At 62.0% G+C, this 22,940-nt stretch carries 26 protein-coding genes; 14 read left to right on the top strand and 12 right to left on the bottom strand.

What is annotated here, in order from left to right; genetic code table 11:
- Positions 1–104 precede the first annotated feature (104 nt).
- The 3 genes from Q7P63_04475 to Q7P63_04485 are packed head-to-tail and all read left to right on the top strand — an operon-like array spanning position 105 to position 988.
- Positions 105–281 carry a DUF1328 family protein gene (locus Q7P63_04475; protein ID MDP0499337.1) on the top strand — a complete coding sequence of 59 codons (177 nt, stop codon included), beginning with the start codon at positions 105–107 and terminating at the stop codon, positions 279–281.
- Between the two features lie 29 nt (positions 282–310).
- Complete coding sequence (locus Q7P63_04480) at positions 311–526, top strand: hypothetical protein (GenBank protein MDP0499338.1); 216 nt, start codon at positions 311–313, stop codon at positions 524–526.
- Positions 527–559: 33 nt separating this feature from the next.
- Positions 560–988, top strand: a complete 429-nt coding sequence (locus Q7P63_04485) for a hypothetical protein (protein MDP0499339.1) — start codon at positions 560–562, stop codon at positions 986–988.
- A gap of 580 nt (positions 989–1,568) precedes the next feature.
- On the opposite strand, the gene Q7P63_04490 is transcribed toward Q7P63_04485, so the two are convergent.
- Positions 1,569–2,195, bottom strand: coding sequence for a response regulator transcription factor (locus Q7P63_04490; GenBank protein ID MDP0499340.1), 627 nt, complete (start codon positions 2,193–2,195; stop codon positions 1,569–1,571).
- 108 nt (positions 2,196–2,303) lie between these two features.
- Here Q7P63_04490 and Q7P63_04495 point away from each other — a divergent pair, with 108 nt between their 5' ends.
- Positions 2,304–3,551, top strand: a complete 1,248-nt coding sequence (locus Q7P63_04495; GenBank protein ID MDP0499341.1) for a sensor histidine kinase — start codon at positions 2,304–2,306, stop codon at positions 3,549–3,551.
- 25 nt (positions 3,552–3,576) lie between these two features.
- Here Q7P63_04495 and Q7P63_04500 read toward each other — a convergent pair whose 3' ends face one another.
- Both Q7P63_04500 and Q7P63_04505 read right to left on the bottom strand, forming a co-directional pair.
- Positions 3,577–4,950 carry a sialate O-acetylesterase gene (locus Q7P63_04500; GenBank protein MDP0499342.1) on the bottom strand — a complete coding sequence of 458 codons (1,374 nt, stop codon included), beginning with the start codon at positions 4,948–4,950 and terminating at the stop codon, positions 3,577–3,579.
- Positions 4,951–5,096: 146 nt separating this feature from the next.
- On the bottom strand, positions 5,097–6,695 hold the full coding sequence (locus Q7P63_04505) for a methyl-accepting chemotaxis protein (protein ID MDP0499343.1): 1,599 nt from the start codon (positions 6,693–6,695) through the stop codon (positions 5,097–5,099).
- A 162-nt stretch (positions 6,696–6,857) separates the two neighbouring features.
- Here Q7P63_04505 and Q7P63_04510 point away from each other — a divergent pair, with 162 nt between their 5' ends.
- Entirely contained in the window at positions 6,858–7,295 is a 438-nt protein-coding gene (locus tag Q7P63_04510) for a hypothetical protein (protein MDP0499344.1), read from the top strand.
- Between the two features lie 71 nt (positions 7,296–7,366).
- Here the strand turns inward: Q7P63_04510 and Q7P63_04515 are convergent, their stop codons facing one another.
- The 4 genes from Q7P63_04515 to Q7P63_04530 all read right to left on the bottom strand — a co-directional run bounded on the left by Q7P63_04515 (position 7,367) and on the right by Q7P63_04530 (position 13,190).
- On the bottom strand, positions 7,367–7,747 hold the full coding sequence (locus tag Q7P63_04515) for a hypothetical protein (GenBank protein ID MDP0499345.1): 381 nt from the start codon (positions 7,745–7,747) through the stop codon (positions 7,367–7,369).
- A gap of 115 nt (positions 7,748–7,862) precedes the next feature.
- Positions 7,863–8,258 (bottom strand): hypothetical protein, encoded by a 396-nt coding sequence (locus Q7P63_04520; protein MDP0499346.1) that lies wholly within the window; start codon positions 8,256–8,258, stop codon positions 7,863–7,865.
- Between the two features lie 252 nt (positions 8,259–8,510).
- A complete protein-coding gene (locus tag Q7P63_04525) occupies positions 8,511–11,699 on the bottom strand; it encodes a glycoside hydrolase family 2 TIM barrel-domain containing protein (GenBank protein ID MDP0499347.1) in 3,189 nt (1,062 codons plus the stop codon).
- A 270-nt stretch (positions 11,700–11,969) separates the two neighbouring features.
- Positions 11,970–13,190 (bottom strand): sugar efflux transporter, encoded by a 1,221-nt coding sequence (locus Q7P63_04530; protein MDP0499348.1) that lies wholly within the window; start codon positions 13,188–13,190, stop codon positions 11,970–11,972.
- Between the two features lie 211 nt (positions 13,191–13,401).
- Here Q7P63_04530 and Q7P63_04535 point away from each other — a divergent pair, with 211 nt between their 5' ends.
- Positions 13,402–13,809: a hypothetical protein gene (locus Q7P63_04535; GenBank protein MDP0499349.1), complete on the top strand. Its 408-nt coding sequence runs from the start codon at positions 13,402–13,404 to the stop codon at positions 13,807–13,809.
- Here Q7P63_04535 and Q7P63_04540 read toward each other — a convergent pair.
- Positions 13,806–14,114: a ribbon-helix-helix domain-containing protein gene (locus Q7P63_04540; GenBank protein ID MDP0499350.1), complete on the bottom strand. Its 309-nt coding sequence runs from the start codon at positions 14,112–14,114 to the stop codon at positions 13,806–13,808. The genes Q7P63_04535 and Q7P63_04540 overlap by 4 nt on opposite strands.
- 62 nt (positions 14,115–14,176) lie before the next feature.
- Between Q7P63_04540 and Q7P63_04545 the strand changes: the two genes are divergently transcribed.
- From Q7P63_04545 to Q7P63_04570, 6 genes are read left to right on the top strand one after another with little or no spacing between them, the layout of a single operon-like run.
- Positions 14,177–14,428, top strand: coding sequence for a hypothetical protein (locus Q7P63_04545; protein ID MDP0499351.1), 252 nt, complete (start codon positions 14,177–14,179; stop codon positions 14,426–14,428).
- Positions 14,418–14,705: a hypothetical protein gene (locus Q7P63_04550; GenBank protein MDP0499352.1), complete on the top strand. Its 288-nt coding sequence runs from the start codon at positions 14,418–14,420 to the stop codon at positions 14,703–14,705. The genes Q7P63_04545 and Q7P63_04550 overlap by 11 nt, the downstream gene beginning before the upstream one ends.
- 6 nt (positions 14,706–14,711) lie before the next feature.
- Positions 14,712–14,891, top strand: coding sequence for a hypothetical protein (locus tag Q7P63_04555; protein MDP0499353.1), 180 nt, complete (start codon positions 14,712–14,714; stop codon positions 14,889–14,891).
- The gene (locus Q7P63_04560; protein MDP0499354.1) at positions 14,888–15,304 is read left to right on the top strand and encodes a hypothetical protein; all 417 of its coding nucleotides are present in this window, start codon (positions 14,888–14,890) and stop codon (positions 15,302–15,304) included. Before Q7P63_04555 ends, Q7P63_04560 begins: the two co-directional genes overlap by 4 nt.
- Before the next feature lie 19 nt (positions 15,305–15,323).
- On the top strand, positions 15,324–15,776 hold the full coding sequence (locus Q7P63_04565) for a hypothetical protein (GenBank protein ID MDP0499355.1): 453 nt from the start codon (positions 15,324–15,326) through the stop codon (positions 15,774–15,776).
- Positions 15,773–16,003, top strand: a complete 231-nt coding sequence (locus Q7P63_04570; protein ID MDP0499356.1) for a hypothetical protein — start codon at positions 15,773–15,775, stop codon at positions 16,001–16,003. The genes Q7P63_04565 and Q7P63_04570 overlap by 4 nt, the downstream gene beginning before the upstream one ends.
- A 157-nt stretch (positions 16,004–16,160) precedes the next feature.
- Here Q7P63_04570 and Q7P63_04575 read toward each other — a convergent pair whose 3' ends face one another.
- The gene (locus Q7P63_04575; protein MDP0499357.1) at positions 16,161–18,170 is read right to left on the bottom strand and encodes a glycoside hydrolase family 97 catalytic domain-containing protein; all 2,010 of its coding nucleotides are present in this window, start codon (positions 18,168–18,170) and stop codon (positions 16,161–16,163) included.
- A 139-nt stretch (positions 18,171–18,309) separates the two neighbouring features.
- Between Q7P63_04575 and Q7P63_04580 the strand changes: the two genes are divergently transcribed.
- Positions 18,310–18,702, top strand: coding sequence for a hypothetical protein (locus tag Q7P63_04580; protein ID MDP0499358.1), 393 nt, complete (start codon positions 18,310–18,312; stop codon positions 18,700–18,702).
- Positions 18,703–18,905: 203 nt separating this feature from the next.
- On the opposite strand, the gene Q7P63_04585 is transcribed toward Q7P63_04580, so the two are convergent.
- From Q7P63_04585 to Q7P63_04595, 3 genes are all read right to left on the bottom strand, one after another.
- Positions 18,906–19,115: a hypothetical protein gene (locus tag Q7P63_04585; protein MDP0499359.1), complete on the bottom strand. Its 210-nt coding sequence runs from the start codon at positions 19,113–19,115 to the stop codon at positions 18,906–18,908.
- Positions 19,116–19,184: 69 nt separating this feature from the next.
- Positions 19,185–20,525, bottom strand: coding sequence for a response regulator (locus Q7P63_04590; GenBank protein ID MDP0499360.1), 1,341 nt, complete (start codon positions 20,523–20,525; stop codon positions 19,185–19,187).
- Between the two features lie 49 nt (positions 20,526–20,574).
- Positions 20,575–21,630 carry a LacI family DNA-binding transcriptional regulator gene (locus Q7P63_04595; protein MDP0499361.1) on the bottom strand — a complete coding sequence of 352 codons (1,056 nt, stop codon included), beginning with the start codon at positions 21,628–21,630 and terminating at the stop codon, positions 20,575–20,577.
- A gap of 398 nt (positions 21,631–22,028) precedes the next feature.
- Here Q7P63_04595 and Q7P63_04600 point away from each other — a divergent pair, with 398 nt between their 5' ends.
- A complete protein-coding gene (locus Q7P63_04600) occupies positions 22,029–22,895 on the top strand; it encodes a hypothetical protein (GenBank protein MDP0499362.1) in 867 nt (288 codons plus the stop codon).
- Positions 22,896–22,940: the final 45 nt, after the last annotated feature.

The raw sequence follows: 22,940 nt of genomic DNA on the forward strand, positions 1-22,940 counted from the left end.
TGTTTTCTGTTACATCTTTATTATCAACTAGATGTAAGTTTTTTGAAGAGGTTGGCACGCGATAGGCAATATAAAGGGGCAAACCTAAACAAGGAGTTATTCCAATGCTTACCTGGTCCATCGTCTTCTTTATCGTAGCCCTCATTGCCGCCGCCCTTGGTTTTGGCGGGATCGCCGGTGCCGCCGCCGGGATTGCGAAGATTCTGTTCTTCGTGTTCCTCGTGCTGCTCATCGTCTCCCTCATTGCTGGCGCTGTGCGCGGCCGAACCCCTACGGTCTAGTCTTTCCCAGACCGGAAGGAATTTTTTAGATGTCGGACGTTGATCGACAACCGCTGGATTCCGGCCAAGCCCGGGATCCAGCTGCTTTTCCCGAAACTGGCCGTGACGGGAACTCGCTGCCGCCGGTGAGCGACGAGCAGCAGATCCCCGAAGATCTGGTAGACGCCGGGCTTGAAGCTGCGGCGGACGACCAGGCGGCCAACGCGCAGGACCCCGCCGAAGACGAGGAGGACACGGCCCGATAGGGGCGTGGCATTACCATGGTCTCAGGCGGGATCTTGTTTGCAGGGCTGATCGCCGGAGTGTTTGCCGCTCTGGTGATGCACCTGTTTATGCGACTCGTCAGTCGCTCCCCCGCCATCGATGTGGACATGACGCGGGTCGTTTCGACCGTTTTGCACCACGACGCCAAGGCAAGTGGGCCTTTGCCGCTGGTCTTGCACCTATTTTTGGGCGCATGTTTTGGGGCGGCCTACACCGTGATTTTTGCCTGGTTTGGCGACTTCAACGCCGGTTTCGGTGTTTTGATGGGCGCTGTGCTGGGTTTTTTCCAGGGGATGATCGTCGGCTTTGCCCTCATGTATGGGGCCGCCGAGAGCTCACCGGATCGCACGCATTACCGTGCTACTTGGCAAATAGGTATCGTTCACCTGGCAGCTCACGTTATTTTCGGTGTGGTTTTGGGGTTCATCGTAGGGGCGATTTAAGTAAATCGCCAGTAAAAGCATAGGCGTACAACCCCCTATTAGACGCGCTATAGTCTTCAGTGGGTTGGCTCATATACCCTAGCGTTTCTTTTCGATTTGAAGAAGAGCTAGGAGGTGCCTAGCTTAGCTTCCGATGTCGCCCAACCCTACTAGTCTTCGTCTCTTGAAGCGTCTCCGATCTCGTCTGCCCGAACGTGCGCTAGGTGCTTACGAATCGGTCGAGGCACTTTATTACGAGCTGTGTCGGGAGGAAGAGGCGCAACGTCTCCAACGTGGCGTAAATGCATCTTCAATTCAGTGCATGATGCATGACCTCGAATCTCGAATCGAGCAGCTTGAAAGATTGGCATACGCACAGCGTAGCGTGTCGCGCAGAGTGCATTGATTATACCTGTGCATAGCGGCGTATGTTTTTGAAGTGTGGCATCCGGGACATGGGTTCCGGATGTTTTTTACGCGAGTTTCGCGTTAGAATGCGAATTACACGCAAGGTTGGCACACCCCTTGTTGAAGAAGGGGTATCCATGAAACAACTCCGCTACTTCGCCCGACAGCTGGCACCTGGTTTCTCTCGGGAAGCTCAGCCCAGGTCGTCGACCGAGAAGTAGCCTTCTTTCAACCCCTTCTTGATCGCCTCGGTGCGGCTGTGGACGTTCAGCTTCTGAAACAGTCGGATCACATGGGCCTTCACCGTGCCCTGGGTCAGGGTCAACTCCGACGCAATCATCTTGTTGGAATAGCCTTTGGCCAGCAGGTGCAGGATCTCCCGCTCGCGGGGGCTGAGGGGGTTTCGAAAGTCGTCTTCGATAAAACTCTGATGCTCTGCCTTGATCACTACGTCTCCGCCTGCGACTCGTTGCAACCCGTCGACCACGTCTTCGATGGGGTCGTCTTTCGTAAAGTAGGCATTGATGCCGAGGCGGTAAGCCTCCTTCACTTCTTGCGGGTAGGCATAGGCGGAGAGCACGACTCGCCGGCACTGCGGCGCGCGGCTCTGGATCTGCCTCAGCAGGTCGAGCCCGGAGACCTCCGGCATACGGAGATCGACGACGACGATGTCCACGGGCCGTTCGGCCAGCCACTCGAGCGCCTGATCGGCGGAGTCCGCCGTCCACGCGATTACGAAGTGCGCCTGCTCCTCCAGAAGAGTCCGGAGGCCCAGTAGCACTACGGGGTGATTATCAACTATCCCTATTCTGATGCTCATCTGTAAACAGCCGTAGATCAGGAAGAAAGCCTTGTTCTACTGTCGAGACAGAGTGGCCGATAGGCAATGAAGTTCACATCTATAATTTGGCCTAGCCAATTTAAAAAAATGTCTGAAAGAAAGCAACTCCTTCTCGTGGTCGAGCAGCTCGGCCAACGGCGTACTGAGATCCTGCGCGAATGGAAGCGGCGCTCCGAAGAAGACATGCCGCCGGGCCAGCCGCTGCTCACGCGCAACCAGTTTTACGACCACATTCCCGACTTCCTCGACCTGCTCGAACGGCGTTTGCAAGACTACGCTGAGGGAGTCGTGACTCGGCGGACGCATGCGCCCTGGATGCCCGACCTGCCGGAGATGCTCCGCCAGCATGGGCGGGAGCGCTGGCACCAGGGCTTCCACCTCGGTAGCCTCGTGCGCGATTGGTACCACCTGCGCGGCGCCGTCTTCCACCAGCTGGAAGAGGTGCTGGATGCGGAGCCTTGCACGCCCGAGGGGCTGCGCATCATTTATGGCGTGATCGGCGAGTTGATCACGACCGGCGTGTCGGAGAGCGTCAGCCAGTTTGAGCAGTTGCGCCAGGCCGAGGCCCAGAGCCGTCTGGTGGATCTGGAGCAGCACCTGGAGGTGCTCGACCGGGTGGGCCGCACGCAGCGCGAATCCGTCTTGCAGGTGGCGCACGATCTGAGCGGCAACCTCGCGATCCTCTCCAAGGTGACTCGCCGCCTGCGCGAGATCGGGCCCGATGAGCAGAACGGTCGCCTGACCGACGTGCTCCTGCTGGGCCTGGAAAGTGCCCTGCGGCTGCTCGACGAGGTGCGCGAGCTGACTTCGCTCGAAGCCCGCGATCCGGAGCTGGAGGTGGAGCGGATCAATGTGGCCCGCTTTGTCCACCAGGCCAGCGCCCCGTTTATGACGGTCAACGAGCATGGCCCGTCGGTGCTTTTCAAGGGTGACGAGCAGCTGGAGGTGCAGGCCGATACCTTGAAGCTTGCCCGCATCCTGCAAAACCTGCTGCACAATGCCTTCAAGTTTACCCCGCGCGGCGAGATCGCGGTGGAGTGGAGGGTCGTCAGTCGCGAGTTGTGGTGCCTCACGATCCGCAATACGCATACGCGCCGCCCCTCGCGTGCGCCCTTCCCCGAATACGATCACGAGGTGGAGGGCGAAGGCTTGGGGCTGGGTATCGTCAGCCGCATGTGTGAAGCCCTGCGCGGCCAGTTCCACCTTTCCGACGACGAGGGCGGCATGATCGTGCGCGTGCTCCTGCCCCGCGAATACCCGCCTGCCGCCTTGAAAGCGCAAGCGGCCCGCACGGTGGCCTTGAACGCCGCGCCCTACGCCATGGGGCAACAGTAAAGACGGGAGGGCTCGCCTTGCCCTTCTAGCGGACGCGAGCCTGAAAGGGGGCTGCCGGAAGCCCGGGCTCGTTGAAGAGCGTGGCGGTGGGGTTGGCGCTCCAGGCATAGCGGACGGCGACCGGGGCCGGCACGGCGGTCGCGCTCACTGCCAGCTTTCCTTCGCCGGTCACGGTAACGCTGGTGGCGGGCACATATTGGCCGTCTTCGCCAGCCAGCTCAAAGGCTTCGGGGGCATCGTGGCGGAGGTGCAGCCCGCTGGCATGGGAGAAGCGCACCGCCAGGCTGCCCTCGCGGGCTTCGAGGGCGACGGGCACCGGTCCACTGTCTTCCAGTGCATGGCCGTAAGCACGGTGCAGCGCGAGGCGGGCGAGGCGTTCGCCCACGGGGCGTTTGTGGGTGGGGTGGATGTCTTGCGGATCGCCGATGTCGAGGGTGACGGCTTGGCCGGTGCGAGGCAGCACGAGGGCGCTGGCTTGTTGGCTGCGCAGTTCACGCCAGCCATCGGCGGTCCCCGGCGGGTAGATGCGCTCGAGGTTGGGCAGCTGCACCCAGAAGAAAAAGAGGTCGGGCTGGGCGAAGTCGTGACGCCACTGGCCAATGAGCGTACGAAAACTGGAGCCGTAGCCCGTTGCCCGGCTGGCGTTGGACTCTCCTTGATACCAGAGCACGCCACGCATGGCATAGGGGAGCAGGGGGCGAATCATCCCGTGGTAGAGGGCGGACGGCTGACGGTGGGGCAGGGTTTCGGCGGAAAGGTGCGAGGTGTCGCCCAAGGCCGCCGGGCTCATCCAGGCTTCGACGAGCGAATTGCCGTGGGCGCTGGTGATGATACCGACCGGCACTTGCAGGCGCCGGGCGAGATCACGGGCAAAATAGAAGCCCACCGCGCTGAAGTCTGCGGCAGTCTCCGGCCTGCACACGGTCCACTGGGCGGGGGCCGTCTCCTGTGGCTCGGCCTGAGGATTGCGGTCGATTTTCAGCTGGCGGACGAGGGGGTATTGCGCGGTGTCGATGGCTGGTTGGGCTTCGCTGGCGTGGCGGAGGCGAAACTCCATGTTGGACTGGCCTGCGCAGAGCCAGACTTCACCGATGAGGATATCGTTTACTTCCAGGCGGTTATGACCTTCGACGACGAGCGTCTGCGGCTCGGTCGAGACGGGCAGGGCGGGTAGCTCCACTTGCCAACGCCCGGTGGCATCGGCTGCGGTTTGGGCCGGGGCGTTGTCGCCCAGGCGGAGGCGGATGGTTTCGCCGGGCGCGGCTCGCCCCCAGATGGGCAGAGGCTTGCCGTGCTGGAGGACGGCGTGATCCTGAAAAGGGGTGCCGAGGGTGACATCGGCCCTGAGCAGGCTGGCGAGAAGGAGGCTGGTCAGCAGGGTAAGAAAAGGGAGTCGCATGGGGCGCTTGGGAGTCTGCGGCCAGTTGGGCTGTGTCGTCACTGCGCTTGTCGGTCTACGGTTTACTTCCTTTTGTGCGTGGGCGATGAGCACAAAAAAGCCGATCCGGGTGGGGATCGGCTTGGGGGCTGGACTCGGCTATCGACTCAGTTCCACTCAGCGGTGAGCAGCTCTTCTTCGCGGCTGGGTGCGGCCGCGCGGATGAACTTGGGGGCGCGCACCGCAGACTGGGTTGGCCTGGGTGAGCCGAAGCTCCGGGGCGTGGGCTTGGGTTGGGCCGTGGGGGCCTTGGCGCGGCGTCCGCTGACGATGCTTTGCAGTTGGGAGACTTCCTGCTGCAGCGTGAGGGCCTGGGCGTTGAGTTCCTCGGCGGCGGAGGCCGTTTCCTCGGCATTGCTGGCGTTGGACTGCGTCACCTTGTCCATCTGCGTGACGGCGATGGTGATCTGGCTGATGCCTTGGGACTGCTCGCGGGAGGAGCCCGAGATTTCGAGAACGAGGTCGTTGACGCGGGAGGTCTTGTCGATGATCACACGCAGCCCGTCGGCGACTTTGCCGGAGAGCGCGACGCCGTTGCTGCTCTTGGCAATGGTGTCTTCGATCTTTTCGGTGGTTTCCTGGGCGGCGGAGGCGGCGCGGCGGGCGAGGGCACGCACTTCTTCGGCCACGACGGCAAACCCGGCGCCGGCTTCGCCCGCGCGGGCGGCCTCGACGGCGGCATTGAGCGCGAGCAGGTTGGTCTGGAAAGCGATTTCGTCGATCGTCTTCACGATCACGGCGATGTTGTCGGAAGCCTTTTTGATGTCGGTCATGGCACCGACCATCTGCTCCATCTGGTAGTTGCCTTGCTCGGTGGCCGTGCGGGCTTCTTCGGCATAGGTGCGAGCGGTGTCGGCTCGCTCGCCGTTGCGCTGGGCCTGGCCGTTGATCTCCTCCAGCGAGGCGGAGGTTTCTTCGAGCGAGGCGGCTTGCTCGCTGGAGCCTTCGGCCAGCGACTGGCTGGCGGCCGAGACCTGATTGGCGGCCGAGGATACCTGGCTGGAAGCGTCGCCAAGGTTGGAGGCGAGGCGCAAGAGGATGCGATTGATGCTGCGGACGGTGATGGTGGCGAGAACAAGGCCGACAACGATCGCGAGGGCGGTGCCGATCCATGAGGCAAGTTCGGTGCTGCTGAGGTAGGCGGCCATTTGGGCGCTGGCGACAGCAGAGTCGGCCTGGACGACGTCGCGCAGAGCGCGGAGGCCTTCTTCATACTTGCGCGTCACCGGGTCGAGTTCTTTGCGGCTCTGGGTGAAGAGGGCGGCGGCGCTTTCAGGGGTGGTGCTGCCCCAGCTGAGCTGCAGAAACTTGTCCATCGCGGCATTGAAGGCGAGGCGCTCTTCCCAGACCGCTTTGCAGGTCTCCCGCTGGGTGGTGTAGTCGGCATCGGCGTTCTGAAGGATCGCCTCGTAGGCCTGGACGGCTTTCGCGTTGTCGTCGCGGTAGGCCTGAATGTCGTCGACGAGTTTGGTCATCTCCTCGCGAGAGCTCGACATGATGTGCTGGTAATAGCAGGTCTCGATGCCGCGCACCCGGGTGATCATCGTCTCCATGAGGATCTCCGCTTCGTAGGTCTCGTCGTTGAGGCCGCTGTTGTGCTTGATCTGCTTTAGCGAGTAGAGCGTAAAGCTGCACAAGGCGATGATGATGGTAATGACGGCTAGGTAGCCGAGGGTGACGCGTTTGCCGATGGTCCAGGATTTCATGTGAAAATGAGGTATGTCCTTTAGATCGGCTTATGGCCCCCCGGGTGAGCGTCTTCTCTCGCGCATTTCGCAACCGCGAATTGTTAAAAGGGGCGGAGGGGAAAGGGTATGGCGGAGAATAGATTTGTGGATCCATTACGGTTTTGGGTAAGTAAAAGGTCAATGGATCCCCTGCATATCTCATTTGACGATATTTGCCTTGTCGGGGAATATGTAACTCCAGACGGCCCTTTTGCAGATGACTGGTTTTTACTGCTGGGCGATCGCGCTGGCAGTGTGATCGATGTCTCTTCGGAGAGCGAGCTATGGGAGCAGGTGAGGACGGAACTGAGGTTGCGGGGGATCCCCTGCAATCTTGAGCTACACAATAAAGTGGAAATCGAGAATGTGGTCCACTATCCGCCCTCGCTGCAGGGCAGAGAGCTGTTTTTGTACACACCTTTGCCCGCCCAAGGTATTGCGGGAAAATTGCAGGCGTTGTTCCACATCAAACCGAGTTGGTATGAACGCACCATGGCCCCTTGGGTAGTCGCTTACCTCCAGCGCGAGGGCATCCCGGATTGGCAACGGTGGCAGTCCTACTACAAGGAAAACCCATAAAGAAGCCCACCGCTTCGAGAGGGGTGGGCTGGAGGCAGGCGAGGGGCACCTGTGTGCGGTACGATGCTGGTCTACTCTTCGGAGAGGTCGAGTGTGTAGTTGGTGCCTCCGAAGGTCGTAATCTGGACGCGATATGTCCCTGCAGGGATGCTGGTGTATTCGATGAGAGCGTAGCCAAGGTAGGTCCAGACTTCAGTGTCTCCGTCCGGATGAGTGCCGGAGAGCATCTGGATGTAACCGCTGTCATCCGTATCCCAAGATGAGAAAGTCGTGTCAGTTGTGAGGTTTGTGATGTGGCAAGCCAGAATGTCAGTCGTCCAATCGAAGGTGGAGTCTATCACTAAGGTGCCGCCCGTCATGGTGATAGTATCCGAGAGAGGAGAGTAGGCGCTGAGTGCGCTGGGGAGAGCGAGCGCGGCGGCCAAGGCAAGGGATGTAGGGAGGGTCTTCATAGGATTGGGTAGTGTAACGTCTTTGTTTAAGGGAGTGAGAGCCGGGATATTACCCCCGCTCGTGGGGCACTTATGGGCACGGCAGAAGAGGCTCAACCTGTGCCGAAGCGTAGCTCTAGTTTTGCTCGTAGAGGTCGAGCGAATCGTTTCCGGGCCAGGAAGTCGTCACTTCTACCCGATAAGTGCCTTCCGGGATATACGGGTAGTAGATGGTGGCGTAGCCGAGATAAGGCCAAACCTCCGTCGACAACGGATCAGGCTCAACCCCACTTATCATGAGGATGTTGCCGTTGCTGGCCGCATCCCAGGAGGAGTAGATGGTGCCAACGTAGTCATCGGTGATGTCGATCACATTGCAGGCGATGTAACTGACCTGCCAGGGGAAGGCAGATTCGATGACGAGGGTGCCGCCCGTCATGGTGATGGTGTCGGTCAGCTTGAACTGAGCGCTGAGTGCGCTGGGGAGGATGAACGCGGCAGCTAAAGCCAGCGCGGTGGGGAGTGTGTTCATGGGATTGGGTAGGGTTGTTCTTTAAAGTGCGGCATACGGAGCCGCTTGGGGGGAGTGGCTCGCTGTAAAAGCGAAGCCGCATCAGGATTAACCTGAGGGGCGTGATGAGGCAAAGTAGCTCAGAGTCGGATCGTCAGAAAATGCTTGAATTGGAATGATTAACGTTAGCTTTTGGGGTTGAAAGGCCGCAAAAAAGCCCACCGGCTGGTCGACGGTGGGCGGAGGGGGCGGATTGGTCTGAGTCGGCTGCCTTTACTTCCCAAGCGGGGTGACGCGGTAGCGGTAGGTGTATTCCTGCGCGTCGAGTTGGTAGGGCGGGAGGGCGATGGCGCCCCAGCTGTCGTCGCCGCCGACGCCGAGCTGCGCGTGGTCGATATTCACGACTGTTTCGGTAGGCGCCTTGAGCTGCCACGAGTAGGGCGTGCGCTGGATCTGCTGGGTGGAGTAGGGTAGGGAGTTGACGCTGAGCGGCTGGGCCGATTCGAAGCGCAGGCCGGTGCCGTCGCCGTTGGTCACTTCGAGCCAGCGGACGTCGACCTTGTTGCCGTTTTCCTGCGGGCGGGAGTATTCCGTCCAGTTGCCGAGCACGGTGGACTGGTAGACGCCCATGGGCTCGAAGGCGCGGTCGGCGTAGGTGGGCTCGGGGCCGCGGCCGTACCAGGCGAGCTGATCGAAGGTGGCCGGCAGGTGCCAATCCGTACCGACGCGCAGGAGCAGGGGCATGTCTTCGCGGGCGGTGTAGGCGTAGTCGACCTCCAGCACGCCGTCGGCCAGCACGGTGTAGGTGAGGGAGACGGTGGCTTTGCCTTCGAGGATGTCGCCCGTAAAGCGCACGGTGGCGGCGCCGTTAGCTCCGCGTGGGGAGACTTCGGCGGTGGGCTGCCACGAGTCGGCGGCACCGCGCCAGAGGCGGCTGGCGGCGAGGCTGCCGCGCTTGCGCCAATCGTCTTCGCTCAACGCGAGCAGGCCGGCCCCGCGATCGTTGTCGGTGGGCGCGCGCCAGAAGTCGGGGCGCGGGCCGCGCTTCACGAGGTCCTTTTCGCCGCGTTGCCAGTTGGCGATAGTGGCCTTTTTGCGGTCGAAGGCCAGCTTCCAGCCGTCGCCGGAGAGGTGGATCAGATCACCGTCTTCCTGCACGGCAACCGTGGCCCCGCGCGAGACTTTGTGCTCGGTGGGTTTGTATTCACCGCCGACCTTGAATTGCCGGTGTGCCAGCTCGTAGCCCTTTTCCCAGGCGTAGGTCGACTGCTTGGCGCGGAAGGAAAGGTTGAGCCACGTTTCGCGTTGCGGCTCGGAGACCCATGCCTCGGAGGGCAGGCGCAGGGTGGCGGTCTGGCGGGCCGCGATGTTGGGCAGCGAGACGGTGCCTTCGCGCACTACCTTGCCTTCTTCCTGCACTTGCCAGTGCAGCTCTGCCACCTCGGCGAGGTCGGTAAAGTCGTAGCGGTTCTGCAACGTCAGGCGTGCGCCCTGGGTGCCCTGCTGCAGCTCGATCCCCACGGGCTGCTGCATGTGCTTGAGCACCTTCAGGCCGGGGTGGCCGGTCCAGTCGGCACGGAGCACGCCGTTCATGCAGAAGTTGTCGTCGTTGCGGATGCCGAGGGGATTTTCCCACCAACCGCCATAGGCCATGAAATCGGTGCGGCCCCAGGGGTCGTTGAGCCCGTGCGGGATGTCGACGCGCAGGCCCTGGTCCATCCAGTCCCAAACGAAGTAGCCACTGACGCGCGGTTCGCTCCAAAGGATGTCCCAATAGGCGTCGAGGCCGCCGTTGCTGTTGCCCATCGCGTGGGTGTATTCGCAGAGCAGGAACGGGCGGTTGGGCCAGCGCTCCAGCTCGTCGTCGATCTGCGCGGCGGGCAGATACATGTGCGAGATGAAGTCGGAAGCGTAGCCGGAGCAGCCGCGGTAAAAGGCGTTTTCGTAGTGGATCGGTCGCGACGGGTCGCGCTCTTTGGCCCATTCGTAGACGGCATTGGTATTGGGGCCGTCGCCGCACTCGTTGCCGACCGACCAGATGATGACGGATGGGTGGTTGAAGTCCCGCTCGATCATGCGCTCCATGCGGTCGATGTGGGCTTCGCGCCACTGCGGGGCGTGGTTCATCGCGTTGGTGGGGCCGCGCCCAAAGCCGTGGGTCTCCAGGTTGGCCTCGTTGAGCACGTAGATGCCGTATTCGTCGCAGAGGCGGTACCACTCGGGCACATTGGGGTAGTGCGAGGTGCGGACGGCGTTGAAGTTGTTGCGCTTCAGCTCGCGGATGTCGCGCAGCATGCTCTCGGTCGTGACGACGTGGCCGGTGTCGGGGTGGTGCTCGTGGCGGTTAGCCCCCTTGAGCTTGATCGGCTGGCCGTTGACGTAAAAGACGGCGTCGCGGATCTCCACGCGACGGAAGCCAATGTTTTGCGCGACCACCTCCTGCACCGTGCCGTCGGCATCGAGCACGGTGATCACGAGCGGGTAAAGGTGCGGGTGCTCGGCGTTCCAGGCGTCGACTTTGCCTACGACCAACTTTTGGCGCGCCTGCCCGGTCTGGGCGGCTTTGAGCTGCATCTCGGCCAGCGGCTGGCGGGTGTTCGGGTCGAGCAACTCAACCTTTACCTGCGCGTTGGGCTGCTTCTTGACCGACGCGAGGTCGACCATCAAATCGAGGCTGCCGTTGCCGGTGGCGGGATCGAAATCGGCCAGCACTTCGAAGTCGCGCAAGTGAGTGGGCGCGGCCTTCCAGAGGTAGACGTCGCGGAAAATGCCGGACAGGCGCCAGAAGTCCTGATCCTCCAGATAGGAGCCGTCGGACCATCGATAGACCTCCACCGCGATCACGTTTTGCCCGGGCTTGAGGTAGCGGGACACGTCAAATTCGGCGGGCGTGCGGCTGTCTTCGCTGTAGCCGACCTTTTCGCCGTTGATCCAGAGGTAAAAGGCGGAGTCGACGCCCTCGAAGTGGAGGTAAACGGGCGCGTCGGATCCGGGTTGCCAATTCCACGACGCGGGCACCTCAAACGTGCGGCGGTAGGAGCCCACCGGGTTCCAGTCCAGCGGCGGGCGCATCTCGTCGGTGGGGAAAGGGTAGGTGGCGTTGGCGTAGATGGGGATGCCGTGGCCTTCCATCTGCCAGTTGCTCGGCACTGGAATGCGGTCCCAGCCCCGGTCGTTGAAATCGGCGCGGTAAAAGTCTTTCGGACGGTCGGCGGGGGAGGGCGACCACTGGAAAGCCCAGTCGCCCGAAAGCGTATGGTAGCGCAGGGAGCGCTTGGGCGTGCTGAGGTTGGCAAGCGCGCTCGCGCGGTCGGGGAACGGCATGAAGGTGGCGCGCGGCTTTTCGGTGCCGACCTGGATGACGCTCACGTCGTCCCACTCCGGGCGGGGGGCATCGGTGGCGGCTTGGGCGTGGAGCATGAGGGGTAGGCTGGCCAACGTGGCCGCAAGAAGGAGTTTCATAAGGGCAGGGGGGCAGGTTTCCGGGGAAACGGGGGGCGATAATCGCACTCCTAGTATCCAAATCCCGCCCGCCGGTAAAGTCGAGCAAGGGCGGATTCTTACGGTTGGAGAACCGTTTGGAGGAGACTAAGAAGGGGGCTCTCACCAAGGACACCAAGACACCAAGGGATAAAGCCGAGAAAAGTGTTCTTTAGCTGATACAAAGAAACGTCATTTTTATCATTTCTTTGTGCCTTTGTGTTCTTGGTGAGAGACTCCATTGTCTCCCCCCTATCGCACGACATCCACTACCGGCTTTGGGCGGAAGGGAACGATAAGGGCGAGGGCGGCGAGGGTGATGCCGGCGCAGACGACAAACGCGCCTTGGTGGCCGACGGCTTCCACGATAAACCCGAAGGTGAACATGCCGATGAGGCTGCCGAGCGCTTGTGCGTTGGAAAAGACGGAGGTGGCGAGGCCGACCTGCCGGGGCATCAGGTCCTGGAAAAAGAGGATCGCGACGTTGGTCAGGATGGCGAATGCGGCACCGCTGAGCACTTGCAGCAGGTAGACGTGCCAGGGCGCGGAGGCGAAGCTGAGGCCCACGAAATACGCCAGCGTGATGCCGACGCCCAGCTTGATCAGCGGTAGTTGGTAGCCTTTGCCTGCCAAGTGGCCAAACCACAGCATAAGCGGGATTTCCACCACCGGGCCGATGCCGAAGACGATCCCGAAGTCACGCTCGCTGCCGCCCAGGCTGCGGGTCAGGGCGAGCGGGAGGTTCATCATGTTGATCGCGTTGGCGGCAAAGACGACCGCAAACACCACAAAGCACCGCAACAGGCTCGGGTGCTTCAAGTTACGCCATACTGCACCGGGCGGCGGCTTCTGGGTGGGCTTGATCCGCTCCCGGTGAGGCACGTAGCGCAACACGCCCAGCAGGAAAAAACCGTAGAGGCACGAGGCGGCGATAAACAGCCCCTCGAACCCGAAATTGACCAGCATCAGCGCGCCCACCGCCGGCCCCACGGTCCACGAAAACGAGAAGCAGACGCGCACCACGCTCATGGTAAAGGTGGAGCTTTCGTTGGGCTTGCCGCCGCCCTGGTAGATCTCGCGCACGTGGGAGAAGAGCTGCGCGAAGCAGATCGACGCCAGCGCGTGCAGGCTGCAGCCGACGACCGCCAGCGCAATCGGTTCCCGGATCAGCGCGTAGCCGAGGAAGCCGAGACACCCGCCCAGGCTGCCCACGATCAGCATTTGTCGCCGCGAAAAAGCCGTGTCGGACAGGCCGCCGAGGATCACACTGGTGAGCATCGCGCTGACCGAGGTGAGCGTCATGAAGAGACTGAACCCGGTGGGCGACATCCCCACCTCCTCCAGCCCCCACTTCGACATGAAGGGCGCGGCGAACGAAAACGCGGTGCCCAGCGCAAAGGTAGACGCCAAGAGCCCGGGCAGGTAGGGCTGGCGCAGGAGATTACGGGTGACGGGGACGAGGCGGCCAAGCATGGGAAGTGCGGCGGTGAAGCTCGCACGCTCCTGCTTTACTGCATAGTCCGCAAGTCTTCAGACAGTCCGAAAGGTGGTGGGTGAATTGTTTTTCGTTGCTCACACGCGGGTTAGGCGCATGCAGCCCGCACGCCGGAAAGATTCTCCACGGGAGGGCTTGCCTTTGCGGACATGAATACGTATACACGTGTTCACTATGAGTGAAGCAGCCATGAATCCTTCCGTCCTTTCCTATCGTTCCACGGCTGGCTTGCTGCGTCGGGCGGCGCGGGAGCCGTTGAGCCATGAGCGGGCGGGGGCGATGTTGGGGATTGCGGCCGAGGAGGCGGCATTTGCGTTGGAGGAGACGGGGCGGCACGACCCGGCGGTGGAGGCTGCCACGCTGGCCTGCAGCGCACTGGCGCGGGGGGAATTGACGCCGATCACCCTCGAGCGGTTGATCCTGCGGCTGGCGGACGTGATCGAGAGCCTCAAGCAGGAGCGCCGTATCCAGGGCTTTGTGCCGCAGAATTTTTATACCAAAGACGAGCTGGAGGGCTTCTTCCGTCCGCCAGAGGAGGTGACGCCGCCCAGCCCTTCGCGACCGCCGGTCTTTCGGGTGCTGCCTCCTGCGCCTTAGCCTAAGCGCTTGCGCCGCTCGTGCACGGCAGGGGTGCCTTCGGGCAGGGGGGCTCCCGTGCCGGGTTTCTTGCCGCTCTTCTTCAAGGGGGGCAGGGTGACGCTCGGCAGGCCCGCTGCGTAGTCCGGGTAAATATCGCTGCCGCGCCCCGAGGTATACGCCTCCACATATTGCTCTAGCAGGGCGTTGACCACGTTGGAGCGGGTGCGCCGGGTGCGGGTGCAGATCTCGTCCAGGCGCTCCGCCACTGCGGTCGGGATGCGCACGGAGAGCTGCGTCGTCGGTTCCGCGTCTTTCTTCGGCATGTAGGGCAGTGTAATACAGTAAATTTAAAATGCGACAAATTACTTGAATCCCTCCGACAGCTTTGGATATGGTTTATTTGTCATACAAAATAACGCTAAAAGATGTTGCTGATGATTCCGGACGGCCCGAAGTGGTACTGACCGTTCACTTGCCGACGAAGCTCTACGCCCAACTCGCGGTGCTGGCGCACCTGCGCGATCAAGACGTGGCGGCCTTCATTTCTTCTGTGTTACAAAAAAACCAAATAAATACGGGCCTGATGCCCGCCCCCGCTTCTTTTCCACCTTCTACTGATTCCAACGATGAACCGTAATCACTTTCTCCGCGGGCTGGCCGAGCAGGCCCGCAAGCCCGATACCAGCCAGTGCGGCGACCGCAGCGTAGGCGAAACCTTGACCGCGATCGAGGCGATCCTGCGCCGCAACCTCCACCGCTTGCACCTGCTACCCTTGCCGGAGCCGACGGTGCCCGTGCTTGAGCCCGAACCCGACACGCCGCGTCCCCTGACCCAGGCGGGGTTTCGCGACGCGGACGAGGTGCGCCTCGCGATGATACGCATGCGCAACCGCCTGCAGAACGCCGAACGCTAGGCCGCCATGCTCTACCGTTTCCGTAACCCCGAGGCCCCTTGGGTCTCCGAAGGCATCTCGGCGCGTGACTGGCGGGCCCGGCAGCACCGCCAACGCCTGCCGCGTGAGCGCGCCCGGCCGGCTCCGCGCCATTACGCCCCGATCACCGACTGGATCGAGCTGCGCGAAAAGGAGGAGCAGCGATGACGCCGCTCGTCTACCTCGCCGGTCCGGAAGCCGAGGGCGATCCGGCGCTCAATGCACACGGCCAGCTCCGTCTCGCGCACGAGTTGTTCGAGACGGGGCTGGCGCAGGGCTACGCGCCCACCCACGCCTATTGGCTGCAGGCTGCGCAACCGCGTGCGCCGGGTTATTGGGCGGCCTGGCATGAGGCGATGCTCGGGCAGTGTGCGGCGGTGCTCCGGCACGATGTCGACTGTCGGCTGCCGGGCTTGCCGTATTTCCAGCCGGCGGGCGAAGAGGCGGCCTTGGCCTGTGCCCGGGCGCGCAACCTCGGCCTGCCCGTCTTCTCCCACCTTTCCGCGCTGCTCGCCTGGGCAGAGCTGCCGGCGGGTGCGCAGCGCGATGCCTATGCCGCCCGTTTTGCGCGTACTGCCTGATCACTTTGCTTCAACCACCATGATCGACCTCATCTCCGGCATCCCCTCCGAAGTCCTTACCGGGCTCGGGAGTGCCATCGTCGGTGCCTGGACCAAGCTCCAGGCCCAGAAACATGCGCAGCAACAGTTTACGCTGGAGCTGCTGGCCCGCCAGACGGGTCTCGCCGATGCCTCCGCCAACGCCGCGCAGGCGCGTGGGGGCGAATGGGTGCGCCGGGGCGTCGCGCTGCTCGCCGGGTTTTTCGTCTTCGGCGTGCCCAGTATTGTGGCGCTGGCCCAGCTGGCCGGCCATACGCCCCTGACCACCTACCTGTACAACAAGAGCAGCGGCGGCTTCTGGTTTTTCCGGGGGCCGAGCGACGACCTGTATTCGGCCGTCGTCACCGGCTATGTGATCACGCCGCTGCACACGCACCTGGCCAGCATGATCATGTGCTACTACTTCGGCGCCGGGATCGTCAAAAAGCCATGAGCCCGCCCCCGCTTCTCAACAAGGATACCGGCATCACCCTCGCGCTGGCGGTGGCGCTCTGTGGGGCGTGTTTCAGTGCCGGTATCTTTTATCAATCACATCAGGAACACGGCGCGGCGTTGCTGGAGCTGAAACAAATTGCCCGCACCAACAGCGAGTTGCTGGCCCGCCTGGACCTCCGCATCATCCGCCTTGAGCAACTCATCGAAGAACCGAAGCAGCGGTAGGGGAGAAAAGAGGTCTCTCACCAAGGTCACCAAGACACCAAGTTTAAATATTTGGACTATACGCCCCTAAAGGAGAGGTTCAAATAGTGCTGCCACGTATCGACAACCAACCTCTGTGTCTTCGTGTTCTCCGTGAGAGATCCTGCCTTTCTTCCGTTTATTCCTTCGGCGCCTTCACGATGGCGATGACGCCGCCGCGCGCCGGGATCGACTTGGGCAACGCGTCCATCGGTTCGACAAAGTTGCCGTCTTCATCGGCGGTGTAGACTTCGGCGGTCTTGAGGTTGCGCAGCCAGGGCAGGCGTGAGTAATCGAGCGGGGTGGCCTCTTCGCGGGCATTGACCCCGGCGAGGTACCACTTGTTACCGGCGCGGCGCGCAAGCACGGCGTATTCGCCCGGCTGGCCGTCGACAAAGCGCGTTTCGTCCCACCGGCGAGGCAGCTCGCGCAACAGATTGCGGATGTATTCCGGCTGCTTCGCCATATCTACATCGGTCTCGGCAAAGTGCTGAATGCCGGAATAATAGAGGACAGCGGTTGCGAGCTCGAAGTCTTTGCGCGTTCGCCGCTCGATATTCGGGATCTTCGAGAAGGCCATGGGCGTGAAGTCCATCGGGTCGAATACGTTGCGCGTAAACGGCAGCATGGCCATGTGCGCGGGCGCGGCATCGGCGTTGCTCTGTACAAAGGTGATGAATTCCATGCCCTTGACCGACTCCATCGTCATGAGGTTGGGGAAGGTGCGGTGCCAGCCGCGGGGGAGGGTGCAGCCATGGAAATTGACCAGTAGCTCGTATTCGGCCGCGTCCTGCAGGATGTCGCGGTAGTATTGCATTACGGATTGGCCGTCGCCGGGGAAGAAGTCGATCTTGACGCCCTTGATGCCCATCTCCTGCAGGCGCGCAAACTCCTCACGGCGCTTCTCGTGGGTCAACAGGCGGCTTTTGGGGGTGTAGGGCGTCGTGTTCCAGTCGCCGGCGGAGTTGTACCAGGCCAACACGCCAACGCCTTTGCTGGTAGCATATCGGGCCAGCTCTTCCAATTTTTCATAGCCGATCTTTTCGTCCCAGCTCGCGTCGACGAGGCAGTAGTCCCAGTGCATCTCGGCTGCGTAGTCGATGAAGCGGCGTTGCACGTCGTAGACCGTCGCGTCGTCTTTCAGCATTACCCAGCTCCAACTGGCGTGGCCGGGGCGCATCCAGTTGCGGGTGGGGAAGCGTGCTGGCTCCGCCAAGTCGGTGCCGAGGTTGCTCTCGACGATGCCGCTGAGGTCGTTGGCGACCACCACGAGGCGCCACGGGGTGAGCCAGGGCAGCTTGGCGGTGGGCTTTACCGGGCCGCCCTTGACGGCTTCCGCCGCGTCGGGGAAGCCGATCCGGAATTCCCGGCCCGCCTCGTCTTGCGCGAGGTGGCTGGCGCAGTAGTGGCCGTCGACCGCAGCCTCCGAGAGCAGCACCCAGTGGCCGTTGGCGAGGAACAGGGCGGGGAAGACCCAGCCTTGGTAGGGGTAGGATTCGACGAGGTTGCCGTGCTCCTTGGCACGCTCGGCCTGCTGCTCCTGGAAGGGCTGCAAGGTGTCCAGCGCCACGCCGATCTGGTAATTCTCTTCGTAGGAGGGCTGCGTGTTCGACCAGCCGGTCTGTGCCTTGGCCATCGGCTGGATCCACGCTTGGGTGTCTTCGGGGAAGACAAAGCCGGTGTGCTCCTGCTCGATCCGCCAGCGCTCTTCGCTCTCGCCGTGCAGGCGGTAGCGGAAGGCGAGGCCGTCGTTGGAGAGGCGGAAGATCACCTCCAGGCGCATGCCATTTTCGTGCTCCAGGCGCACGATCTGTTCCTCCGCTTCGTAGCGGATCTCGCGCTGTTTGCCGTGGTTGAGCGTGTATTCGTCCGTCACGTGGCGCGGCTCCGGCAGGCTCATGAGCAGGAAACCGTGCGTCAAGTCGGCCTGTGCGGAGGCGAGACCGAGGGGAGAGTCTTCAAGAATCGTCCGGCCGTTGCGTTCGAGCGAGTAGTGCGGCTGGCCGGCATCGTCGAGGTAGAAGTCCAGAGCCAGGTTGCCGTCGGGGCTATTCAGGATCATGGCGGCAGAGGCGAAGGGTAAGCCGAAGGCACCCAGGAGCGCCCAGCCCCAGGTCTTCAGGAGGTTCAGGGTAGTTTTCGGTAACACGTCGGCACCGTTAAGCCGCTGAATCGCAGATTACAAGCGCGGCGAAGGGGTGACGGTCAGAATGGGGCCTTCTGGGGAGTTTCACCTTGATTCATCTTCTTAAGGACGATAGACCCAGAATTCGTATACACGTTCAGCTATGGAAGTTCTGCTATTTTTTTGGGCAATGCTTGGATTTATTGCCATCCCGATTGCAACGAGCAGGGGGCAAAATGGATGCTTGTGGTTCTTTATCGCAGCCTTGTTCGGACCGATAGCGATTCTCTTTGCTGCTATTACCCCGAGGGAGACGCCGAAGGCGGTTTCAGGCCAAGCTAATGATAAAAACATACCGGATAGCCCCGAGACTTTTGATCCCTCCAGACTCAAGGTGGTCACGCAGGAGAGCGCTGAGTCTATGATTGCAACGCCTCCGGGCAATGGCGAGCGTGTCCCTTGTCCGAAATGTGCGGAGTTGATCCTTCCAGCAGCCGTTAAATGCCGCTTCTGTGGAACGGATTTTGAGAAACATATCGGGGAGATGTTTAAATGATTTCGGAGAGCATTGATGCTTTCCTGCATTGGAGGCGCTCTTGGCCCCATTGGTTACAACCTTCCCGGTTGTAATTGTAGCTCGGTCCATCCGCGGCGTCGGACGCAAAGGCATTCTCAACCAGCTCCTACGCGATGGCATCCTTCAGGATGCAGCCTGATCTAGCAGGCCAGAGCCTTCTCCTCTCGATAGCTCGAGAATCCTCACCCCATCACCAGCCCGACCATCGTCGCGAGGCCGTAGCTCACGAAGGCACCGCCGAGGCAGGTTGTGGCGCAGACGTAGTGCTGTTTGCCGCCGATCCATTTGCTGACGCCCCACTTTTCGTCGAGGGTGTGCTTGAACTCACCGACGGAACGACGGAAACAGATGAAAATGAAGCCGAGGAGGATAGCGGAGATAGCAGGATACATGGGGCAAAAGAATGGTTTCCTCTTGAAACGGAAGGGTAGCTTCAGGATTAAGGGAAAACGCCCTCCTATTTAGCCTTTTACCTGAAGGCGGATGACGCCGGCCCAGTCATCCATCGGGGTGGAGCGCAGCTCGTAAAGCTGCTCCAGGTGGCGCTGGATGGTGGCGTCGCCGGGGTTGTAGTTCCGGATGTCTTCGAAGCGGGCGATGGCGTCGTCCCAGTGGCCGAGGCGGAACGCACGGAGGGCCGTCTGGTATTCGCGCAGGGTTTCGAGCTTGAGCAGGCGCACGGGCTCCGGGTCGGCGTCGAGGATCTCGTAGGCTCCGACGGGCTGGCTGCGGCCTTTGACCTGGATCTGCCCGAGGAAGCGGGTCTGCCAGCGTTCGGGGTGCTGGAGGCCAAGGAAGGTCTCTTCGCTAACGATAATGCGAGCGTTGTAGAGGCGGGTAAGGCCTTCGAGGCGCGAGGCGAGGTTGACGTTGTCGCTGGCGACGGCGCCTTGCATGCGTTCGTCTTCCCCCAGGATGCCGAGGGCGAGCAGCCCGGTGTGCAGGCCGATGCCGATCTCGATGGGTTCGCCCAAGGCGTCGAGGGCTTCGGGGCGTTCCAGGCGTTGGAAGATCTCGACCGAGGCGGCCACGGCGTCGTCGGGCGCGTGGTCGAAGAGCGCCATGATGCCGTCGCCGTAATACTGGTCGATAAACCCGCGGTGGCTGCGCACAACGGGGCTGACTTGCTTGAAGTAGCCGTTGATGAACTGGAAATTCTGCTCGGGGGTCAGGCGTTCGGAGCGCTGCGTCCACCCGTGCACGTCGGAGAACATGACGGTCATCTCGCGGCGTACGTGGTCGCCCAGCTTGACCTTGGTGATCGAGTCTTTCTGCAGGTAGGCGAGGAATTCGTGGGGCACGAAGCGGCGGAGCGCGCGGTTGAGTTCGGCCAGCTCGGCGGTGCGCTCGGCCACGCGCTGCTCCAGCCACTGGTTCTGGCGCTGGAGGACTTGCTGGAGCTGGCGGACCTTGAGGTGCGTGCGGATGCGGGCGAGCACTTCGGCGGGCTCAAGCGGCTTGATGAGGTAGTCGACCGCGCCGGCGGAGAGGCCGCGCACCTTGTTGTCGGTCTTGCGCAGGGCCGTCATGAAGACGACGGGGATGGACTGGGTGGCGGGCAGTGCCTTGAGTTTTTCGCAGACGGCAAAGCCGTCGTCGCCCGGCATGAGGATGTCGAGCAGGATAAGGTCGGGCTGCTCGTGGGCGGCGCGGTGGAGTGCGGCGGCGCCGTCCGGTGCATCGATGACGCGAAAGTCGTTGAATTCCAGGAGGTCGGTCAAAAACTCCCGGGTGGGAGCATTGTCGTCGACGACCAGAATCAGCGGGGCCTCTGCGGGCGGGTTTGCATCACCGGAGCTCACAGGGATACATCATCGGCTGATTCCCCTAAAGAGTAAAGGATGAGGTCGGTTAGCGATTTGTTAAAACACTGTTACCGGCGGCCTCTCCGTGCTCGAGGGCGGTTTGCCAGCGTTTCCACATGTGGAGGCCGTTCATCTCGGGCAGGCTGGTGGAGGGGAGGAAGTGGCCGCGCAGGCCGAGGCAGGCCATGCCGCGCAGGCTGGAAAAGCCAAGGCGCACGATCTGGGCGTCGAGCCAGTCGGCTCCGGCGCGGCCGATCTCGTCGGCCGGGATCTGCCAGCTGGCGTGGGTGTCGCTTTTGCGTCGAGCTTCGAGGGTGATGAAACCGAGTTCTTTGCCGGGGCGCAGGTTGAGCTTTTCGGCCTCGGCTGCGGCTTCCGGGTAGGCGCTGACGATGGCGCAGGGGAGGGTGCGCTGGGCCCAGTGGCGGAACGCACCGGGCTGCCAGGTCTCCAGCAGCAGGGGGTTGAGCTCGAAGGCGCTCTCGGGCAGCATGGGGCGCACGGCGGCGGGCACGACCCAGCCGATACGGTGGTAGGCCTGGCGGCGGAGTTGGCGCACGAGGGCCTGCAGGTCGAGGCGGCCGCTCCAGCCGACCAGGGCGTCGGTCGAGTCGGCGTTCCAGCCCCAGGTGGCGAGCGGGCGGTCGAGCACCGGCGGCTGCAGGGGCTTCAGTTCGCGGTAGTGCTCTTCGGAAATCATCAGCCCTTTGAGGCCTTCTTCGACGGCCTTGGCCTCTAGGTCGGCCGCGCGGCGCATGGGCGAGTCGCCCTCCAGCGAGAGCATCACGACGCGGTAGCCAAGGGCTTCGGAGCGCTGGAGCAGGCCTTGCAGCACGGCGAGGTCCCACGGGGTCTGCGCCTGTGGGTCTTGCACCCAGCCGAGGGACGAGCGGGGCATGCCCTGGCGGGCGCTCTGCTGACGGTGGGCCATGAGGGCCGAGAGGACAGGGTCGCGCCGGTAGTTCAGCTCTTCCGCCGCTTCCTTGATTTTCTCCCGCGTCGCTTCGGGAATCGACGGGTGGTCTCGCAACGCCAGCGAAACGGTGGTGTAATGGTAGCCGGTCTTGCCAGCTATATCGCGAATCGTCGTTCTTTTCGGCATCTGTCGTCAACCCACCGGGCTCTACTGTATACCTACCCAAGCTCACGCCGCGTTGGCAAGTCTGGATCATCGCCGGGCGACACTTTGGTTAACATGAATGCGTTCGTTTGTCTTATTGAATGCACTTGCGGCCGAGTCGTGTGCGGTGGGAAGATGACCATCGGCCAACGACGGTGGGGGTGCGCAGGTTGCGGTTTGATCAGGCCCCGCCCTTTTGCCCCTCGCAGCTCATGACGGGCCGGGAGTAGCTGATTTGAGCGCGGGGTTGTGAGATCAGCGGATGTCTCTGGCTGTATCATCACGTAAAATAGATGCGATGCGTGGGTAGGTCTGCCTCGCTATGTCTAGCCGGGTTTGCTACATCGCCCTCAGTTTTTGGAAACGTCTTGGACTTAATTATGAAGCTGCTTTCGCATATTCCTTCTTCTGCACTGTTGCCTTTGGTGGCAGCGTTTGCGGTGCCGGTACAGGCTCTTTCATTTATCTGCGACCCGAAAACGCCCGCCGAAGCGTATGAGGCTGCTGACGCAGTGTTCTTCGGTCGTGTGGTCAAAACCGTCTCGGTCGAGTCGAGGCCGGGCGATTGGGAGCATACCGTCCAGTATGTGACTCTCGAGTTGCAGGCTTCGTGGAAAGCGGAAGATCAGGCGTTTGAAAACAATCGCGTCGTCGTCCGCACCGACGGGTATGACTACTGCCAGCCTTATTATGGGCTCCACGACACTTGGCTGGTGTTCGGTTATTCCTCTCATTGTGATGGTGTTGACGACACGGGCGAGCCTTGCGCCCCTTATTCCAACAGCCAGATCGATGGCACCGTGAGGGTTGCCTCTGCCATGACTCTCGAGTCCAAAGGCCTGCAGTGGATCGAGTCGTTGGGTGCTCCGGATTCGATCTATGGTGACGACCTCGCCATGGCGGGCTTGCATGCCTTTCCGCTTTATCGTGAGGGCAGCGAATATATGGCCCCGCCCTTCGGCAAGTTCCGGGTGAACCAGGCCCCGTGGTATAAGTGGGAAGGCAATGGCTGGGTCTATATTGCTGAGTTCGCCAATGGTGGATTCTGGTGGTACGACCAGAGCGCGAACCGCTGGTTCTTTACCGACGAGAGCACCTACCCGTGGCTGTATACGGAGGGCTTTGACTGGATCGCCCTGGATACCGCTGCCACTAGCCCGAATGCTCGTTGGGCCTACGTCACGAAGTATGACCAGTGGATGAAGCTGAGCGCGCTGAATGCGTTTGAGGCTCCGGCGGCGGAGTAAGCTTGTTCTTTGGCGAGGCGCTGACCTCGCCGCCACGAGAATGGC

It is taken from the genome of Verrucomicrobiota bacterium JB022, assembly GCA_030673845.1.
In the GTDB taxonomy this organism is placed as follows: Bacteria; Verrucomicrobiota; Verrucomicrobiia; order Opitutales; family Oceanipulchritudinaceae; genus WOUP01.

Coding starts and splice junctions, on each gene's coding strand:
- Q7P63_04475 (MDP0499337.1), top strand. CDS start 105: ATGCTTACCTGGTCCATCGTCTTCTTTATCGTAGCCCTCATTGCCGCC.
- Q7P63_04480 (MDP0499338.1), top strand. CDS start 311: ATGTCGGACGTTGATCGACAACCGCTGGATTCCGGCCAAGCCCGGGAT.
- Q7P63_04490 (MDP0499340.1), bottom strand. CDS start 2,195: ATGAGCATCAGAATAGGGATAGTTGATAATCACCCCGTAGTGCTACTG.
- Q7P63_04495 (MDP0499341.1), top strand. CDS start 2,304: ATGTCTGAAAGAAAGCAACTCCTTCTCGTGGTCGAGCAGCTCGGCCAA.
- Q7P63_04500 (MDP0499342.1), bottom strand. CDS start 4,950: ATGCGACTCCCTTTTCTTACCCTGCTGACCAGCCTCCTTCTCGCCAGC.
- Q7P63_04505 (MDP0499343.1), bottom strand. CDS start 6,695: ATGAAATCCTGGACCATCGGCAAACGCGTCACCCTCGGCTACCTAGCC.
- Q7P63_04510 (MDP0499344.1), top strand. CDS start 6,858: ATGGATCCCCTGCATATCTCATTTGACGATATTTGCCTTGTCGGGGAA.
- Q7P63_04515 (MDP0499345.1), bottom strand. CDS start 7,747: ATGAAGACCCTCCCTACATCCCTTGCCTTGGCCGCCGCGCTCGCTCTC.
- Q7P63_04520 (MDP0499346.1), bottom strand. CDS start 8,258: ATGAACACACTCCCCACCGCGCTGGCTTTAGCTGCCGCGTTCATCCTC.
- Q7P63_04525 (MDP0499347.1), bottom strand. CDS start 11,699: ATGAAACTCCTTCTTGCGGCCACGTTGGCCAGCCTACCCCTCATGCTC.
- Q7P63_04530 (MDP0499348.1), bottom strand. CDS start 13,190: ATGCTTGGCCGCCTCGTCCCCGTCACCCGTAATCTCCTGCGCCAGCCC.
- Q7P63_04535 (MDP0499349.1), top strand. CDS start 13,402: ATGAATCCTTCCGTCCTTTCCTATCGTTCCACGGCTGGCTTGCTGCGT.
- Q7P63_04540 (MDP0499350.1), bottom strand. CDS start 14,114: ATGCCGAAGAAAGACGCGGAACCGACGACGCAGCTCTCCGTGCGCATC.
- Q7P63_04550 (MDP0499352.1), top strand. CDS start 14,418: ATGAACCGTAATCACTTTCTCCGCGGGCTGGCCGAGCAGGCCCGCAAG.
- Q7P63_04555 (MDP0499353.1), top strand. CDS start 14,712: ATGCTCTACCGTTTCCGTAACCCCGAGGCCCCTTGGGTCTCCGAAGGC.
- Q7P63_04560 (MDP0499354.1), top strand. CDS start 14,888: ATGACGCCGCTCGTCTACCTCGCCGGTCCGGAAGCCGAGGGCGATCCG.
- Q7P63_04565 (MDP0499355.1), top strand. CDS start 15,324: ATGATCGACCTCATCTCCGGCATCCCCTCCGAAGTCCTTACCGGGCTC.
- Q7P63_04570 (MDP0499356.1), top strand. CDS start 15,773: ATGAGCCCGCCCCCGCTTCTCAACAAGGATACCGGCATCACCCTCGCG.
- Q7P63_04580 (MDP0499358.1), top strand. CDS start 18,310: ATGGAAGTTCTGCTATTTTTTTGGGCAATGCTTGGATTTATTGCCATC.
- Q7P63_04585 (MDP0499359.1), bottom strand. CDS start 19,115: ATGTATCCTGCTATCTCCGCTATCCTCCTCGGCTTCATTTTCATCTGT.
- Q7P63_04595 (MDP0499361.1), bottom strand. CDS start 21,630: ATGCCGAAAAGAACGACGATTCGCGATATAGCTGGCAAGACCGGCTAC.
- Q7P63_04600 (MDP0499362.1), top strand. CDS start 22,029: ATGAAGCTGCTTTCGCATATTCCTTCTTCTGCACTGTTGCCTTTGGTG.